The organism is Amazonocrinis nigriterrae CENA67 (assembly GCF_016056305.1).
Classification (GTDB): Bacteria; Cyanobacteriota; Cyanobacteriia; order Cyanobacteriales; family Nostocaceae; genus Amazonocrinis; species Amazonocrinis nigriterrae.
The window spans coordinates 230,642-247,164 of sequence record NZ_JAECZC010000086.1 but is presented as its reverse complement, the minus strand read 5'-3'; the positions used below and the strand labels follow the sequence as shown (position 1 = coordinate 247,164).

The 16,523-nt window shown below is 41.1% G+C and carries 17 protein-coding genes and 1 pseudogene; 10 read left to right on the top strand and 8 right to left on the bottom strand.

What is annotated here, in order from left to right; all coding sequences use genetic code 11:
- Positions 1-139: 139 nt before the first annotated feature.
- From rseP to rpsN, 3 genes are all read left to right on the top strand, one after another.
- A complete protein-coding gene (gene rseP, locus I8748_RS29580; RefSeq protein WP_198128053.1) occupies positions 140-1,234 on the top strand; it encodes an RIP metalloprotease RseP in 1,095 nt (364 codons plus the stop codon).
- 81 nt (positions 1,235-1,315) lie between these two features.
- Entirely contained in the window at positions 1,316-1,975 is a 660-nt protein-coding gene (gene nth, locus I8748_RS29575; protein ID WP_198128052.1) for an endonuclease III, read from the top strand.
- A 159-nt stretch (positions 1,976-2,134) separates the two neighbouring features.
- The gene (gene rpsN, locus I8748_RS29570) at positions 2,135-2,437 is read left to right on the top strand and encodes a 30S ribosomal protein S14 (protein ID WP_198128051.1); all 303 of its coding nucleotides are present in this window, start codon (positions 2,135-2,137) and stop codon (positions 2,435-2,437) included.
- A 78-nt stretch (positions 2,438-2,515) separates the two neighbouring features.
- Here the strand turns inward: rpsN and I8748_RS29565 are convergent, their stop codons facing one another.
- Positions 2,516-2,845, bottom strand: coding sequence for a hypothetical protein (locus I8748_RS29565; RefSeq protein WP_198128050.1), 330 nt, complete (start codon positions 2,843-2,845; stop codon positions 2,516-2,518).
- A gap of 94 nt (positions 2,846-2,939) precedes the next feature.
- On the opposite strand from I8748_RS29565, the gene aat reads away from it, so the two are divergent.
- Both aat and I8748_RS29555 read left to right on the top strand, forming a co-directional pair.
- On the top strand, positions 2,940-3,515 hold the full coding sequence (gene aat / locus I8748_RS29560) for a leucyl/phenylalanyl-tRNA--protein transferase (protein ID WP_198128062.1): 576 nt from the start codon (positions 2,940-2,942) through the stop codon (positions 3,513-3,515).
- A 208-nt stretch (positions 3,516-3,723) separates the two neighbouring features.
- Positions 3,724-5,583 carry an RNA-binding domain-containing protein gene (locus I8748_RS29555; RefSeq protein ID WP_198128049.1) on the top strand — a complete coding sequence of 620 codons (1,860 nt, stop codon included), beginning with the start codon at positions 3,724-3,726 and terminating at the stop codon, positions 5,581-5,583.
- Between the two features lie 395 nt (positions 5,584-5,978).
- On the opposite strand, the gene I8748_RS35905 is transcribed toward I8748_RS29555, so the two are convergent.
- The 3 genes from I8748_RS35905 to I8748_RS35455 are packed head-to-tail and all read right to left on the bottom strand — an operon-like array spanning position 5,979 to position 6,889.
- Positions 5,979-6,311 (bottom strand): transposase family protein, encoded by a 333-nt coding sequence (locus I8748_RS35905; protein WP_318781272.1) that lies wholly within the window; start codon positions 6,309-6,311, stop codon positions 5,979-5,981.
- The gene (locus I8748_RS35900; protein ID WP_263976782.1) at positions 6,268-6,396 is read right to left on the bottom strand and encodes a hypothetical protein; all 129 of its coding nucleotides are present in this window, start codon (positions 6,394-6,396) and stop codon (positions 6,268-6,270) included. The genes I8748_RS35905 and I8748_RS35900 overlap by 44 nt, the downstream gene beginning before the upstream one ends.
- Before the next feature lie 7 nt (positions 6,397-6,403).
- The gene (locus I8748_RS35455; protein ID WP_225896585.1) at positions 6,404-6,889 is read right to left on the bottom strand and encodes a helix-turn-helix domain-containing protein; all 486 of its coding nucleotides are present in this window, start codon (positions 6,887-6,889) and stop codon (positions 6,404-6,406) included.
- 135 nt (positions 6,890-7,024) lie between these two features.
- On the opposite strand from I8748_RS35455, the gene I8748_RS29545 reads away from it, so the two are divergent.
- The 3 genes from I8748_RS29545 to I8748_RS29535 are packed head-to-tail and all read left to right on the top strand — an operon-like array spanning position 7,025 to position 8,761.
- Entirely contained in the window at positions 7,025-7,429 is a 405-nt protein-coding gene (locus I8748_RS29545; RefSeq protein ID WP_198128048.1) for a DUF1308 domain-containing protein, read from the top strand.
- A gap of 3 nt (positions 7,430-7,432) precedes the next feature.
- Entirely contained in the window at positions 7,433-7,726 is a 294-nt protein-coding gene (locus tag I8748_RS29540) for a DUF3349 domain-containing protein (RefSeq protein ID WP_198128047.1), read from the top strand.
- A gap of 27 nt (positions 7,727-7,753) precedes the next feature.
- Positions 7,754-8,761, top strand: a complete 1,008-nt coding sequence (locus tag I8748_RS29535; protein WP_198128046.1) for a hypothetical protein — start codon at positions 7,754-7,756, stop codon at positions 8,759-8,761.
- A gap of 33 nt (positions 8,762-8,794) precedes the next feature.
- Here the strand turns inward: I8748_RS29535 and I8748_RS29530 are convergent.
- From I8748_RS29530 to I8748_RS29520, 3 genes and pseudogenes are all read right to left on the bottom strand, one after another.
- Positions 8,795-9,366 (bottom strand): annotated as a pseudogene (locus I8748_RS29530) (Uma2 family endonuclease).
- A 60-nt stretch (positions 9,367-9,426) separates the two neighbouring features.
- Positions 9,427-10,242, bottom strand: coding sequence for a DUF3598 family protein (locus I8748_RS29525; protein WP_198128045.1), 816 nt, complete (start codon positions 10,240-10,242; stop codon positions 9,427-9,429).
- Between the two features lie 94 nt (positions 10,243-10,336).
- Complete coding sequence (locus tag I8748_RS29520; RefSeq protein WP_198128044.1) at positions 10,337-11,239, bottom strand: cell division protein FtsX; 903 nt, start codon at positions 11,237-11,239, stop codon at positions 10,337-10,339.
- A gap of 139 nt (positions 11,240-11,378) precedes the next feature.
- Here I8748_RS29520 and def point away from each other — a divergent pair, with 139 nt between their 5' ends.
- Together def and I8748_RS29510 are read left to right on the top strand one after the other, a co-directional pair.
- Complete coding sequence (gene def / locus I8748_RS29515; protein ID WP_096558898.1) at positions 11,379-11,942, top strand: peptide deformylase; 564 nt, start codon at positions 11,379-11,381, stop codon at positions 11,940-11,942.
- 10 nt (positions 11,943-11,952) lie between these two features.
- The gene (locus tag I8748_RS29510) at positions 11,953-12,156 is read left to right on the top strand and encodes a hypothetical protein (RefSeq protein ID WP_096558899.1); all 204 of its coding nucleotides are present in this window, start codon (positions 11,953-11,955) and stop codon (positions 12,154-12,156) included.
- Between the two features lie 162 nt (positions 12,157-12,318).
- Here I8748_RS29510 and I8748_RS29505 read toward each other — a convergent pair whose 3' ends face one another.
- Complete coding sequence (locus I8748_RS29505; RefSeq protein WP_198128043.1) at positions 12,319-15,858, bottom strand: WD40 domain-containing protein; 3,540 nt, start codon at positions 15,856-15,858, stop codon at positions 12,319-12,321.
- Between the last annotated feature and the right edge of the window lie 665 nt (positions 15,859-16,523).

The window sequence follows — 16,523 nt, the reverse complement described above, 5'->3', positions numbered from 1 at the left end:
GCAGGGGTGCAGGGGGGATGAGGGGGAGAATAATTAAATTAATGCCCCATGCCCTATTCTCAATGCCCCATGCCCCATGCCCAATGCCCAATTAATATAGAAATATGTATGTAGCTTAATATCTTTACTAATTTGCTTTATGTCAGTTTTAGCAGCGATCGCAGTCTTGGCTGTTTTGATCTTGGTACACGAGTTGGGACATTTTGTTGCAGCACGTTCTCAAGGTATTCACGTTAACCGCTTTTCTTTGGGTTTTGGGCCAATTCTTTGGAAGTACCAAGGTTCTCAAACCGAATACGCTATCCGCGCTTTTCCCTTGGGTGGCTTTGTGGGCTTCCCCGATGATGATCCAGATAGCGATATTCCACCCAATGACCCAAATTTGCTGCGTAATCGTCCCATTTTAGACCGGGCGATCGTCATTAGTGCGGGAGTGATAGCAAATTTAATATTTGCCTATTTCCTTTTGGTGACGCAGGTTGCTTTAGTTGGTATACCACAACCCAGCCAAGCCCTACCAGGGGTTTTAATCCAACAACTAGCACCAGAAGTCAGTTCTGTCGCCCAAAAAGCAGGAATTCAAAAAGGGGATGTGATCTTAGCTGCAAATCAAAGAGAATTTGGCACATCGCAGCAAGAGTTAGAGGCTTTGAGGGAAATCATCAAAACAAATGCAGGTCAGACTGTTAAATTAGACATTGCCCGTGGTGACAAAAAGTTTTCTGTCAACATCGTTCCCGAAGCTAAAGCAAATGGTGAAGGTAGTATTGGCATTGGACTTTCTCCCAATATCAAAATAGAACGTCATCCTGTGACTAACCCAGTGCAAGCTTTGAGCCTTGGTGCAAGGGAGTTTCAGCGCATTGTCACACTCACATTTAAAGGGTTTGGGCAGCTAATTACCAACTTTGGCGAAACAGCCAACCAAGTAGCAGGGCCAATTAAAATTGTAGAAATTGGTGCCAACATCGCCCAAAACGATACGGGTAGTTTATTCTTTTTTGCCGCTTTGATCAGCATTAATTTGGCAGTGATCAATATTTTGCCTTTACCAGCTTTGGATGGAGGACAATTAGCGTTTCTGCTGATTGAAGGTTTGCGCGGTAAGCCTGTACCCGCCCGTGTCCAAGAAGGTGTAATGCAAACTGGTTTAATGCTACTGTTAGGACTGGGAATTTTTCTAATCGTGAAAGAAACTACCCAGTTGGAATGGGTACAAAAATTGTTCCAGTGACCAAAAGAATTACTAATTCGTAATTCGTAATTATTTGGGTACAGAGCAACTCAATTGATTGATGGAGACAAAAAACATCATTTGACTATCATCCGCAAATCCCTATCTAAGAAGCAACGGGCGCTAGAAATTCTCACTCGCCTGAAGCATCTTTATCCAGATGCAACTTGTTCTTTGAACTATTCAACACCGGTGCAACTGCTGGTGGCTACTATTCTCTCGGCTCAGTGTACAGATGAGCGGGTGAATAAAGTAACACCAAAGTTATTTGCTCGGTTTCCCGATGCTGCTAGTTTGGCAAAGGCTGATTTGGTAGAGTTAGAAAATTTGGTACGTTCCACAGGGTTTTATCGCAATAAAGCGAAAAATATTCAAGCCGCATGTAGGATGATAGTTTCTGAGTTTGACTTTGTTGTACCGAATACAATGGAACAGTTATTGCTGCTTCCAGGTGTGGCGCGGAAGACAGCTAATGTAGTCTTGGCTCATGCTTATGGAATTAATGCTGGGGTGACTGTGGATACACATGTCAGTCGCCTCAGTCAGCGATTGGGTTTAACTGAGCATTCAGACCCGATCCGCATTGAAAAAGATTTAATGGGATTGTTACCGCAACCAGATTGGGAAAATTGGTCTATTCGGTTAATTTATCATGGTCGTGCTGTTTGTAAAGCGCGATCGCCTGCTTGCAGTGTTTGTCAGTTGGCGGATTTATGCCCTAGTGGGGAGATGGGGAAATGAGGAGGATGAGGGAGATGAGGGAGATGAGGGAGATAAAACTACTAACTCTTAACTCCGAACTCCGAACTCCGAACTCCGAACTCCCCACTCCCTATTTTCCTAGAATTGAAGGGGACACTGTAGAATGGAAAATGCTGCCTTTTAATAATTAGAGAATATATGGCAAAAAAGAGCATGATTGAGCGCGAGAAGAAACGCGCTAAGTTAGTACAAAAGTATGCCCAAAAGCGGGAAGCTTTGCTAGAAGAGTTCAAAAACACTGAATCTCCTTTAGATAAACTGGAAATTCATCGTCAAATTCAACAGCTACCGCGTAATAGTGCGCCCAACCGTCGCCGCAACCGCTGTTGGGTGACTGGTCGTCCTAGAGGTGTTTACCGTGACTTTGGACTGTCTCGGAACGTACTGCGGGAATGGGCCCATGAAGGTCTATTACCTGGGGTGGTTAAGTCTAGCTGGTAGTCAGTTGTCAGTAGTCAGTGGTCAGTAGTTATTAATAGTGGTAACAACTAACAACTGACAACTAACAACTGACAAAAATTATTGACCACAACATCTATCAATTCCCAGACTTTCTAAGAGTAGATCGCTGACGGCGTTAGCGATCGCAAACTCTCCATAGAAACTTTTGGAAAAATCAAACGCTTGCATCTCTGTGACAATAGCAATCACTAAAGATCCTAAGTCGTTTTCTCCTTCCATGCGCTGTCGCACAAAAATCTGTGCTGCTCGTTGAGCAATCTTGTGATTGACTGTTTCTGGGATGAATTCCGCATCTAGCCACCGCAACAAACGCTCTTGCAACCATTCACCTTCAAGGTGGGGATTAAGAGACGGTGGTAGGGTGATGGGTGGTATTGTTTCAGCCATTTTTTTTAACGCAAAGAAACTTTAGGGAAATTACAGAGTTACGCAGAGGATGACTGTTAGCATCAAGTTGCGTAACTCTGGTATTTTTTTATCTATGGAATATGATATCGCCGCTATTATTCAAGGATATGCTCAAGGCTATTTTCTCATGGCTGACGACAGCGATCGCTTGGGATGGTATGCAAGTCGCGATCGGACTTTGATTCCCTTGGATGAACGATTTCGCTACCCTAAGTCTTTGCAGCGTGTTTTGAACCAAGAGCGTTTTAGTGTGGCGATTAACCGTGATTTTCAAGCTGTAGTCGCTGGCTGTTCTAACCGCGAAACAACTTGGATATCATCAGAATTACAAGAGATTTACTGGCTACTTTACCAGAAAGGTTTCGCTTATAGTTTTGAAACTTGGCAAGGTAATGAACTCGCTGGGGGAATTTTGGGAATTGTCATTGGTGGCGCTTTCATTGGCGAGTCGATGTTTTACCGCATTACTGAAGGTTCAAAGGTAGCGATGGTTAAGTTGGTGGAGAGATTACGCCAAAGGAATTTTGTACTGTTTGATGCTCAAATGATGAATCCGCACTTAGAAAGATTTGGTGCTTATCATATTGAGGATAAAGAGTATCAAGCTTTACTTAAAAAGGCGTTGCAACGGCGCTGTTATTTGGTATGAAGGGTGACAATATTCTTAATTTAGCTTTTATTTATAGTGTAAAGTATAGTACTTGACTTTAAGTCAACCGCACACCTGAACCAAAATCTTTCTTGGTAAAATCGATTCCTAACATCTGTAACGCAGTGTTAAGGTAATAATTCAATTAGATTTGTTTATTCGTGCTACACTGTCGCCATTATCATCTCAACCGTGGACGAAAGTAAGTATGTCTAGCGATACTGTTGTTCCTAACTTGCTTGATACTCTTATTGAGCGATTGCAAGGTAGTGAAACGCTAGAAGTCGAGGTCAAATTAGCACAAGGTGGTATACCTAAAAGTCTCTGGGAAACAGTCAGTGCATTTGCCAATACTAATGGTGGGTGGATTCTGTTGGGCGTCAAAGAGTTAAATAGTAGGCTTGAGGTTGAAGGGCTTTCTAAAGCTTCTAAAATGTTGGATGATTTTTACAACACGTTGCGTAGTTCTCAAAAAATTAGTTATCCAATTTGTAATGCACAGGATGCACGTATTGAAACTGTAGATGGTAAGGAAATACTGGTTATCCGTGTGCCAGAAGCGCCACGCCAACAACGTCCTGTCTATATTAACGGCAACCCATATACTGGTACTTACGTGAGACGCCACACTGGTGATCATCGCTGCACTAAGCCAGAAGTAGACCGAATGATGCGTGAAGCATCAGATGTCGGCGCAGACTCCGCGATTTTGCATGGATTTAACTTGAATGACATAGACCTAGATGCATTGGGACGATATCGACGATTGGATCAAACCCTTCACCCCGGCGAACCGCGTAATACCTATGATGATCTTCGCTATCTAACAGCAATAAATGGTTATGGTCGTGAGAGAGGAACTGGAAAGGAGGGCTTGACTGTCGCAGGATTGCTCTTACTGGGAACCGATCAGGCTATTCGGGAGTGGCGATCGCGTCACCTTATCGACTACAGAATGCTACAAACCGAAGATGACCCCGATAGGCGTTGGGATGATCGCGTTCCGTGGGAAGGACATTTGTTTGGTGCTTTTGAAAATATCTATCTTCGTTTAACTACAGGTCTTGCTACTGCATTTCAATTGCAAGGAGCAACACGAATTGAGGAAAGCCCTGTCCATATTGTGCTACGTGAAGCACTTGTGAATCTTCTTGTCCATGCTGATTATGCTGTACCAGAAGCATCACTGATTGTTCGCAAGCCCAGCGAGTTTTTCTTTAGGAACCCTGGAAGTTCTCGTATTTCTGAATTTGATCTTCTTCATGGCGATCGTTCTGATCCGCGTAACCCTGAATTAGTCCGCATGTTTCGTCTTATTGGATTAGCAGAAGAAGCGGGAACTGGCATACCAAAAATCATCCGAGCATGGCGTGAATTAGGGTTAGAAACGCCCAAAATGGATGCAGGAACAGAGCGATACGAATTTACATTACAGCTTCGCCAGGCTCACTTGCTTTCTGCTGAAGATCGTCGTTGGCTAAAGAGCTTGAATTCACAGTGGAATGAAGCAGAGCAATTAGCCTTGGTTCATGCTAAACATCACGGCTACGTTGATAATGCAACATTAACTCGATTAACTGGTCAGCACCCAGCTGACATATCGAAGGTACTCGTCAGTCTTCGTAATCGAAAGTTCTTACAAATGATTAGTGGAGGGCGTTATGCTTGTTACGAGTTAGGCTCACAGGCCATATCTGTAACTCAAATTACTACAAATACTTCTACTTCTCCAAGCAAGCAAGAAACTATACCTGAAAATCTTTGGAATGAACTAATGCAGCTAGGTGCAACTGTCCGAGATTATTCTCGAGTTGATCGCGTAACCTTAGAGAAAGTCTTGGTGCAGCTATGTTCACTCGCTCCGCTTAGCCCCAATGACCTTGTAATTATTCTGCAACGTAAAAAGAATTACCTTCTAAAAGTAATTCGCACCTTGCTTGTATCAGGTCGTATTAACTATTTATATTCTGATCAACCTAGCCACCCACGCCAAAAGTATGTTGCGACCGAGATAGTTTGTGAAGAAATTAGCGCACAGCAAACTACCCTAGACTTCAACTATAATTAAACGCCTTCAACTTACTATTTAGTATAGATCAACTGCTAGTTGTCTAACAATCGCATTGATGTAAACAGTTAAAATACACTTGTATTATGTCAGAAGGCCCTCTGCTGCAGGTGTGGGACGTATCTTTATTTCTTAAGAAGTTAATTTTTGAGCGATCGCATCCCATTGCGGATGAACAATATCTTTATATCATATTTGCTTAAATACTTATTTGTTCCATTAGACTTATCCGCAAAACGTAAATGCTTACTGTGAAGGGGTTTGAGCAATTCAGATTGAATAGGCGATCGCTATCTTACTCTAAGATAAAATAGGTGTTTGGCGACATTCTGAGACAAAAAACTAAAATTGAAGTGAAAAGTATAAAACGATGAAATCAATTTCCAAAGAAAAAATTAAATATTAATGGTTAAGGATACTAAGCGATTAAGCCTTAACCTAATCAGTCCGCAAACTGCTAGAATTACCTGACTATATCGATGACGAGCTAGACGGAATTTTTCCGAGGCTACGCGAAATATTTTTACCCGACATATCATGTGTTCAACTGCGATTCTGCGAGACGAAAGTTGTTTATTCTCTTGTTTTTGTAATTCTGAAATTTCTGTATTCTTTCGTTTCTTATGAGGTGTGGTAATAGCATCATCTCCAATATAAGCCTTATCGCCAATAAATCTTTGTGAGTCAGCAAATTCCCAGCCGAGTATCTCGAAACAAATTAATATCACTTTTTTTTCCTAACATTCCCACATAGATATCTACAATATCTTCCCCACCAGGTAAGACAATAAACTGGTTTTTTAGAGTATGCATTTTTTTCTTACCAGAGTAGTATCTTTTTTGTTCTTGATAGTCTACAGGTCAAGATGAGAGCTTGTTCAGCACTATCAACAATTAATTCGTATTCGGACAGCATTCGCTGCAATTCCTGAGATTTTTGACTATCTATTGATGCTTCTTCTATTTGAGATGCTGGTAAAATTTCTCTCAAAATATCTACCCAATAATTAAAAGCATCATTCGCTTTGGTTTTGGAAATATCAAAGAGTAACCCTAAAATCTCAAAAATTGGTTTTTGTCTAAGGTAAACTAGACACAAGCATATTCCTTCTTTAGGTGACATCTCTGGTTTGCGTCCGCCACCAGGAGCAATAATCCGAATTTTATTTTTTTCAATTTCTGCCTGTTTCTCTATATGCCTTTTTTCTGCTAAAGATACCAATGCTAAAAACTGGTTATAATTAATTCCAATTAATCGTTTTGCTTCGTGAGGATGTGATTCAATTCTTGCCAAAGGATTTGTCATATTATCTAGATATAATTTTTGCTCCGTTTTTTATTATCCCACTCTGTTTATATTAAGGATAAGTCTATTGCACAACCATTTGTAAGAGTCATAGCAAAATATACTGGTTACTGTGATTTTTGGTTCACATAAAACGTGATTAATTTAGATACTAATACCGCAGTTGCATTCATTGCAGAGGGTTCTCCCGTTCGTTATGAACTACGAGCATTTGTCAAAAAGCAACAAATGGTAATAGCACAAACTGCATTTAATGAATTCATCAATATTGTGCAGTATTCAGCAGGTAGCTTGGAACAGACAAGAGCAAATCGTTTTCTGCAAAGAGTTATTATCGTTCAAGATAATCCTTCCGCAGCAGCCCGAACATTGAGACCAACTAGAAGCCTAGATGTAAACGATATAATCATTCTAGGAACAGGTGATGAAATGGGTATTGTAACCATGACAGCGGATGCAAAAGCTGTTCGTGCAGCTAGTTCCCAAGGAGTTAATTTTAATGTCTATCTTCATCTCCCTTATTCATTGACAGGTCGCTGAATTATGCAAAAGACAATTCCAGCTTATTTAGCAAGTACTTATAATTTGATTGGCTGTGCTTTTCCCGAAGGTATTGATGAACAAAGATATTGGGCTTTGTTATCAATACTCTACGAAAATATGTCTGATCGCAGTCTAGCTCAAGTAATTGCCGAGTATACGGAAAAAGATTACCACGTTGTCCTAAATGATGTTTATCGAGTTGGGTCAATGACGAATCTTTCATCTGAGGTCATTGATTCGGTTAAGCAAAAGCTGATAAGTTGCGACTATGAAAAGTGGTTGGCAGATGAATAATGTGTTACCTTCAGTATTTTCTTTTTCATGATGAATGAAGAGTCTGCTTTATCTGAATATGAAAAGGAAGTTCAAGCAATTCGCCGACGACCAGGTATGTACTTTGGAAGTACTGGTGACAGAGGCGTAGAACAATTTGTATATGAACTCGTTGCTAACGTTATTGATGCTTTCCTTGTCAACCAAGCAACTTTCGTCAATGTAGAAATAAATGAAGCAATAATTTCTGTCACAGATGATGGATTAGGATTACCATTTGATGAGCCAAGCGATGAAAATGGTGTGAGTCTCGCCACTAAATTTTTAACTCGAATACACTGGACAGGCTCACACGATGAACATGCTCCCCACGTTCACATAATTAGTTTGGGTGTAGGACTTGCTTGCTTAAATGCTGCTAGTTTACAACTAAATGTGCAAAGTTGGCGTTCTGGTGCGCTCTGGGAGCAACGCTTTATAAGAGGATTTGCTCAAGATGCTGCGAGGATTATTGAACAAGGTAATGGTCGAGGAACAAGTATTGAAGTTATTCCAGATCCTCAGCTTTTTGGAGAGGCGAAACCCAGATTGGGTGTAATTCGTAGAGCTTTGTTCGAGACAGCCCATTTATACAGTGGATTTAAGATTGGTTTTAATGGGGAGCGATTCCACGCGTCTCAAGGACTTCAAATGCTGGGATTTATGCTTCTTGACCCGCTTTGTCTCTACAATGAGCCGCACACTCGGCCATTTCATATTACTCTGCACTATGAGAATGTTTTCATTGAAGCAGCAGCTTTCGGAAAGGGGCGATCGCAAACACAAACTTTTTCTTGGGTGAATGGAGCGGGAACGCCCGAACATGGAAGCCATGTTGAAGGTTTTTCACAAGCACTAGAGGAAGTAGGCTGGAACCCATCACTTAAACTCATCCATGTAATAATGTATGACCCACAATTTGCTGGGCCTACACGTAATAAGCTAGATGTACCGTATATTCAGAAGGTAATTCAAGATGCTTCAGGTGAATCGCTACGTAAATATAGAAGTATCTAAAACAGACAACTAATTGTCTTTTTGGTAGCAAGCTTAGCCCCAAACCTTATTCAGCTTTAATTCAAATCCAGGAAGTAAATTTTCGCCTGAAATTAAATTCGGTGCTTGCAAAACCTCAGTTGGTTGTCCTGTGCAGTAAATTTCTACTCGTCTTTGTTGGGGGTCAATCAACCATCCAAATTTAACCCCGTTATTCATATATTCTTGCATCTTGGCTTGCAAGGTTGCTAAATCATCGCTACTTGAACGCAATTCCACAACAAAATCTGGCGCAATTGGTGAAAACTCATATCGCTGCTGTTCTTCAGTAAGGCTATTCCAGCGTTCTTTGATTATCCATGCAGCATCAGGGGAACGCACTGCGCCATTGGGCAGAGTGAAGCCTGTGAGGAATCAAAAACAATACCAAGTTCTGTAGTATCATTCCAGTTCCATAACTGCGCTGTCAATCCAGAATTTTGTTGTCCTGTCCAAGTGTGAGTCGGTGACATAGCAATAACTTCTCCAGCAGCAGTTAATTCCAACCGCAAATCTCGATTAGCTTGGCAAATTTCCCAAAACTGATCATGGGTGATGCTGGGGATTTTGATTGCTAGAGTAGTCATAATTGAAGTTGTTGTTCCCTAGCTTTATTGTGTCTATATTTTGATAGTACCGCCATCAAACTAACCTTGTGTTTTCTCTTCAGTAACTAAGGTTAGGTTGACCCATTCTCCTTTATCGTTGTAGTTGCGAATTATTCGCTGACGCAGGTTTGGTCTGATTAACCAACCCAATTCTAAAAATAAAGGTTGACGCAACTGCACTTGCAATGGAGAAGTCGCAGATGCACCATCAGGTAATAGCAAAACTTGTACTTGCTTTTGTGGATTTTCGTCAAAGTGGATGATAGAACCTTTGATGGTAGCTGTTGAAGTAATGGTGTTTTCACCAAAACTCAAACTTTGAATTAATCGTCCACTCTTATCAAGTTGTAATTGTAGAGTGGTAGAGTAAACATCAGGCGATCGCCAATCTCGATATATTGTCACTGCTTCGCCTTGCCATTTCCCCAATAAGTCTTCTACCTTTAAGTCTGGACGTTCTGCTTTTGGGGTGTCAGCTAAATGTTCACGAATTAAGGTGAGTTGGTATAATTGCCCGTTTTGGTCGAACAGTTGCACCAGACGCAAGCGGCGATTTTCATAAATTAAACCAAATTCCGCCCCAAATTCACTAAATGGTGCTAGCTGAATCGAACCTTGAGAAAAAGCACCATTTTCAAAAAATAAAAGACTCGCTCCCAACGAAGTAAATTCTAAAACCATATCGCTTAACCCCGAACGACACAGAGTCAAGCGTACTTTTTGATTGTCCTCTAACTTTTCTAAAGTTAAACGGCTAGGAATATCCTTGACAAATGTTCCTTGGGGTGAAAATGTCGTAAATGATCCTTCCCAGACACCGAGATTTTGCAGAAAACTTTCCCATTGTGATTTCATATGTCAGTTGTTAGTTGTTAGTTGTTAGTTGTTAGTTGTTAGTTGTTAGTTGTCAGTTGTTAGTTGCTAATGACCACTGACTACTGATCACTGACTAACTTTTAGTAAAACGCTGTACAGCGAATAAGCTCCCCATTAATCCTACAACGGCACCAAAACTTAAGAGAATCAGAGGCAATAATAAAATTTGTGCAGGGGTGAGTTGCAAACCATTGGTGAGAAATTGGATAAACTCAGGTTGATTAGCGATTAACTTACCAAGAAACTGTTGAATTATCGAAATAAAACTCCAAGCGATCGCACCGCCAAGCAAGCCAAAGGCAATTCCTTGTAAAATAAATGGCAGGTAAATCCACACAGAAGTTGCTCCCACCAGCTGCATGATTTCAATTTCTCGCCGTCGCGCCATGACAATTAGGCGAATGGTGGTAGTGGTGACAGCGATCGCAGTTAAAGTCAAAATAATTGTAATTGTCAAGGTAATCCAGTTCAAACCTTGGTGTAACTGAGCGATGCGTTTGACTGCTTCATCTACATACTGCACGGCATCAACTCCCCGTAACTTCGCTAGCTGAGTTGCTAAACTAGGTACAACCTGAGAGTTACGTGCTTTTACCTTCATCTCATCAACCAGAGGATTATCACCTAACTGTTGGGTAGCACCATCGATATCTGAAATTCCCAGTTCTTTGACTAATTTAGTCCAAGCTTGCTCTTTGGTAATTGTTTGGGTTGCGACTACCTCTGGCATTTTCGTCACCAGCGGTTCAATGCTTTGAGCCTCTATACCAGGCTCGAAATAAACTAAAACCTCTAATTGGCTACCGAACTGGTTGAGGAGTTTTTCGACTTGCCAAGAAGTTTGTAGACTCAAGCCAAATAAAAATAGTAACACTGTAACAGTACTCACTGCTGCCCAATTCATCCAACCACCGCGCAGCAAGCCTAAGAAAGTTTCCTTAAGTAAGTAGTCTAGTTTTGTGAGAAATTTAAACACACATAACACCTTTGTGCGAGATCACACCACATTTATAGCTGATGGCTGACAACTGACAACTGACAACTAACCACTGACCACTGACCAGATTGATAGAATTAAAGTAGTAGGAATTTTCACAATTGAGCTATTGAGAATCATGCCCTCTGAAATTGCTGTCGAGAAAAAAAAGTTAAAAAATCCGCCTTTGGAGTTGCACTATTTGGGCGATCGCGTGTTGCGTCAACCTGCAAAGCGCATTACTAAAGTAGATGACGAAATCCGCAAACTAGTGCGCGAAATGCTGCAAACAATGTACAGCAACGATGGCATTGGTTTAGCTGCTCCCCAAGTGGGAATTCATAAACAACTCATTGTGATCGACTGTGAACCAGATAACGCAGCAAAACCACCACTAGTATTAATTAATCCCACAATTAAACAATTTAGTAAGGAAATCTGCGTTGCTCAAGAAGGATGTTTGAGCATTCCCAATGTTTACATGGATGTTAAGCGTCCAGCAGTTGTAGAAATTGCCTATAAAGATGAATATGGGCGTCCTCAAACATTAAAGGCTAATGATTTGCTGGCACGCTGTATTCAGCACGAAATGGATCACCTAAATGGGGTAGTATTTGTAGACCGCGTAGAAAACTCCTTGACTTTGGCGCAGGAGTTATCTAAAAATGGCTTCTCGTATCAAGCGGTGAAACCAGTAGCATAGGGGGCTAGTAGTGTATTTAACTCCAAAAAGCGGTTTATTGTTAGGTGCTTGTTGTATAACAGCGATCGCAGCTGTGGGTTCAATTTTTGAACTGAGTTATGGACAACCAGATTTTGGTGTCCCTGCGACAGCAACTATCTTGGGATTAAGCATTCCCCTAACTGTATTATTTTTTGTTGCCGCAGTTAGGGACGCAAGGGCTAACATAAAATAAGCATCAGGTACATAAAAAGGTAAAAGGATGGAGGAAAAATACAAAATTCAACCTTTTACCTTTTATTTTTTCTCTTACTTTCTTCCCGCTATCAGACTACCGCTGTAATTTTTCTCCCCATCCCCCATCTCCCCATCTCCCCATCTCCTCAAACGCTAATCTTCAGGTGGTAAACGAGTAATCCTCCACTGCGCCTAAAGTTTTCAAGGTAGCTTTCTGTGCTGCTGTTAACCCTGTAACTCCGGTAATGTTCATTCCTTCGTAGGGTTTCTCAGCTTTCATCGTCAAAACACACTGGCTTGTGTTGACATCCCAAAGCTTAATTGTTTCATCTTGGCTACCGCTTGCTAAGGTACGACCATCTGGACTGAACACAACTGACCATACCCAATCGCTATGTCCCAACAGAACATTGAGACATTCACCAGTATTAAGATTCCATAACCTTACTGTTTGATCGTCACTGCCACTGGCTAGCAACTTGCCATCAGGACTGAAAGCAACTGACCTCACCCAACTGGTGTGTTCTTGTAAGGTTAACAGGCATTCACTAGTATGAATATTCCACAATTTTACTGTTTGGTCTTCACTGCCACTGGCTAACAACTTGCTGTCAGGACTGAAAGCAACTGACCTCACCCAACTTGTATGTCCTGAAAAAGTTTTCAAGCACTGACTGGTATGGACATCCCATAACTTCAATGTTTGGTCTTCGCTGCCACTTACTAACAATTTACCATCAGGGCTAAAAGCGATCGCCTGCACTCGATTGGTATGACCCTTAAAAGTCTTTAAACACTTACCCGTTTTTTTATCCCATAATTTCGCTGTTTGGTCGTCACTGCTACTTGCTACAGTACGACCATTGGGACTGAAAGCAACTGACTGCACCCAACTGGTGTGTCCCTGCAAAGTTAAGAGGCAATTACCGTCAGTAACATTCCATAACTTTACAGTTTTATCTTCACTGCCACTCGCTAAAGTTCTACCATCTGGACTAAAGGCAACTGACCTCACCCAACTTGTATGTCCTTGCAAGGTTAAGAACCACTTACCAGTGTGAACATCCCATAACTTTACTGTTTTTTCCTCACTAGTACTTGCCAAAGTCTTACCATCTGGACTAAAAGCAACCGACCTCACCCAACTGGTGTGTCCTTGCAAAGTTAAGAGGCAATTACCATCAGTGACATTCCATAACTTCACTGTTTGATCTTCGCTACCACTGGCTAAAAGTTTTCCATCCCGACTGAAGACAACTGACCGTACCCAATTAGTATGACCGTGCAATGTTTTCAAGCAATTACCATCATTAATATTCCACAACTTTACTGTTTGGTCTTCGCTACCAGTTGCCAAAATTTTTCCATCGGGACTAAAGGCGACTGACCAAACCCAATTAATATGACCGTGTAATGTCTTCAGGCATTCACCAGTATGGACATCCCATAACTTTACTGTTTTGTCTTCACTACCACTGGCCAGAAGTTTGCCATCTGGACTAAAAGTAACTGACCATACCGAATAAATATGCTCTCGCAAGGTTTTGAAACATTTACCATCAGTGATATTCCATAACTTGATTGTTTGGTCGTCACTACCGCTAACCAAGGTTGTACCTTCAGGACTGAATGCCACTGACCATACCCAACTGGTATGTTCCTGCAAAGTTTTAAGACATTCACCAGTGTCAACATTCCACAACTTTATGGTTTGGTCATCACTGCTGCTTGCTAACAGTTTGCCATCGGGACTAAAAGTAACTGACCTGACCCGACTGTTATGTTCCTGCAAGGTTTTGAGACACTGACCAGTGTCAACATTCCACAACTTTATGGTTTGGTCATCACTGCCGCTTGCTAATATTTTGCTATCAGGACTAAAGGCAACTGACCTGATCCATTTAGTGTGCCCGCCATAAGAGAAAAGTGGTTGTCCATCAGCAACTTGAAATAAATTAATTTGATTGTTGCCATCACCAGTAGCACAGAGTTTTCCGTCTTGGCTCAATGCCACTGACAAAATAGGCCCTAATGTTTTAGTAAAAACTGATTTAGATAAGTCAGAATAAGCAAAATTGACATGATGTAGATTCACGCCTTGTAAGTAAGCTTGCCAAACAGCTAAGTAAGAGAAATCATAGTCTTTTAAATCAGTTTCTATTTGAGTCAGTAAATTGAGAGTATTACCTCCGGCATATCCTGGTTTGATATTAGATTTATCACGCAAATTTTCTAAGATTGCAGTCAGGCTGGCTGTAATTTTGTTGGTATTTATATAAATATTTAGTAATCTTTCTATAATTGGTTTCAAGATGAGACGAATTTGAGTATCTTTCACATAGTCTTTAGCAGTGGCTTTGATGAGAGCATGACTCATGAATAGTGCAATTTTACCTGTACTAATTTCTTGACAAACCTGTTCAATTAATCGGTCTGTGATATACTCCATGACCACAGGTTGCAGAGTGAATAGGGCAGCACTTTTTTCAATTAGCGATCGCCTGCGTAAAGATTCCAGTGCTTCCAGTAATTGCCTTTTAGGCAAGGGCAGCACAATATCATTTAATAATTCTTCTAGGGAAACTAATTCACGCTTGATTGCCAACCAGTAAATAATTTCTTTTTCGAGCGCTGAAGTGCGCTCAAACTGCTGTTCTAATAAATTACGAGTGTCGCCAAAAATGATTTCTCCCGCATCTAAAAAGGCAGCAATATCACCTCCAAATAATTCCCGAATTGCTTCAGAAACTATCTTTAATGCCAAAGGATTACCAGAATATTTCTCAACCAGTTGTGCCCAGTTTGTCTGTAAACCAAATAAGCCTTTATCTTTGAGAATTTCTTGCCCTTCTGTTTCCCTTAATCCAGGTAGTGAGAATGTTCTGACTGGTGATGCTTCTCCTTCTAAAGGTACTAGTTCTTTTGGTTTTTCTCTAGAAGTTAGCACTAAGCAACTTTGATGAGGTTCTTCTCCTACTCGTTTGAATAGTAGACCATAATCCTCATATCCTTCTCGATAATATCCAGCGTGATGACCTCCTTGTAAAATTGTCTCTGCATTGTCCAATATCACAAGACAACGGCGCTTTCGGAAATAATTAAGTAGTACCGTGATTTTATCATGTACACTTTCTGGCAATTCTATGTCTCGCTCATCAGCTAAAAATCCAATCAAAAGTGCTAACATTTCTTGGATAGGTGGAGCATTACGGAGAGTCCGCCAAATTAGACAGTCAAAATTATCCTGAACCTCGTCTGCTAGTTTCACAGATAAAGCCGTTTTGCCGATACCTCCCATGCCTAGTAAGGCTATTAAGCGACAGTTATCTTTGATAATCCACTGCTTGAGTTGTGACAGTTCTGCTATCCTTCCGTAGAAGACTCCAACAATAGTAGGTGCTTCTCCCCAATCTTGGGGCTTGTCAATCAACCTGACTACAGTTAGTGAAGATGCTTGATACGCACTTGAGATCACTTGTTGTAACTTGGTGAGTTTACCCGGGCCAGCGCCACTAACTTGAAATTTTTTGTAAACTTCACTCAATCTCTTACGTACTGCCTCAGCGCTGATACCTAATTCATTAGCGATCGCATTTGGCGCTTTCCCCCCAACGGCATGTAAAAACACCTCTAGCTCACTGCTAGACAAGCCACACTCTTCAGCCAAAGCCACAAGAAAGTTTTGGGGAATCGCATTCATGCTTCCATCAAGATTAAACTACACACACAATGTTACCTCACATAGTGAGAAAACTATCTGCCATAGTGCCAATTCAGTAAGTGTATCAACAAACCCCTTCGGGGTAGGGAATAGCGAATAGGGAATAGGAAACAAACTAATTAGTAAAAATTTTCCCATAATATCCCCCTCATCTCCCTCATCCCCCCACTACCTTCAAATACAAGTCTCTATCAGCATCTAATACTTTCGGTTGATTTTCTGAACTTTTACCTTGACTTAGGTAACTTAGTTACTTTATAGTGAATTTACACAGTTGATTTGAGTAACTTAGTAACTCTACAGTTAGCTCAGATAAACTTAGTGAATAAAAGATAAAGGCTGAAATCGTTGATTCCGACGATTCTGAAAAAGGTGATTGTTCAAAGTCTGTTGTCGATAGGAATTGTATTTTAGGAGTTGATGCACGTCATGTGCATTCTGTGTCATCACGAATATTGAGGGCTTAATTCAGATTTCCAAATTACCCTTGCAATAGTTTAAGGTTTACTTTTCATTAACACTGTTTGGCATTCAGACTTGACTCAGGTTTGGTAGGACTGCTGCGTGCCTTGACTAACAAAGGAGCAACACTGTTGTATTGGCTCCTAATTTTAGGGTAGTCGAGGGTGCGCTTGCGCCCTAGA

Excerpts from the sequence above, each read along its gene's own strand:
- rseP (WP_198128053.1), top strand. The coding sequence starts at position 140 with ATGTCAGTTTTAGCAGCGATCGCAGTCTTGGCTGTTTTGATCTTGGTA.
- rpsN (WP_198128051.1), top strand. The coding sequence starts at position 2,135 with ATGGCAAAAAAGAGCATGATTGAGCGCGAGAAGAAACGCGCTAAGTTA.
- I8748_RS29565 (WP_198128050.1), bottom strand. The coding sequence starts at position 2,845 with ATGGCTGAAACAATACCACCCATCACCCTACCACCGTCTCTTAATCCC.
- aat (WP_198128062.1), top strand. The coding sequence starts at position 2,940 with ATGGAATATGATATCGCCGCTATTATTCAAGGATATGCTCAAGGCTAT.
- I8748_RS29555 (WP_198128049.1), top strand. The coding sequence starts at position 3,724 with ATGTCTAGCGATACTGTTGTTCCTAACTTGCTTGATACTCTTATTGAG.
- I8748_RS35900 (WP_263976782.1), bottom strand. The coding sequence starts at position 6,396 with ATGCATACTCTAAAAAACCAGTTTATTGTCTTACCTGGTGGGGAAGAT.
- I8748_RS35455 (WP_225896585.1), bottom strand. The coding sequence starts at position 6,889 with ATGACAAATCCTTTGGCAAGAATTGAATCACATCCTCACGAAGCAAAA.
- I8748_RS29540 (WP_198128047.1), top strand. The coding sequence starts at position 7,433 with ATGCAAAAGACAATTCCAGCTTATTTAGCAAGTACTTATAATTTGATT.
- I8748_RS29535 (WP_198128046.1), top strand. The coding sequence starts at position 7,754 with ATGATGAATGAAGAGTCTGCTTTATCTGAATATGAAAAGGAAGTTCAA.
- I8748_RS29525 (WP_198128045.1), bottom strand. The coding sequence starts at position 10,242 with ATGAAATCACAATGGGAAAGTTTTCTGCAAAATCTCGGTGTCTGGGAA.
- def (WP_096558898.1), top strand. The coding sequence starts at position 11,379 with ATGCCCTCTGAAATTGCTGTCGAGAAAAAAAAGTTAAAAAATCCGCCT.
- I8748_RS29505 (WP_198128043.1), bottom strand. The coding sequence starts at position 15,858 with ATGAATGCGATTCCCCAAAACTTTCTTGTGGCTTTGGCTGAAGAGTGT.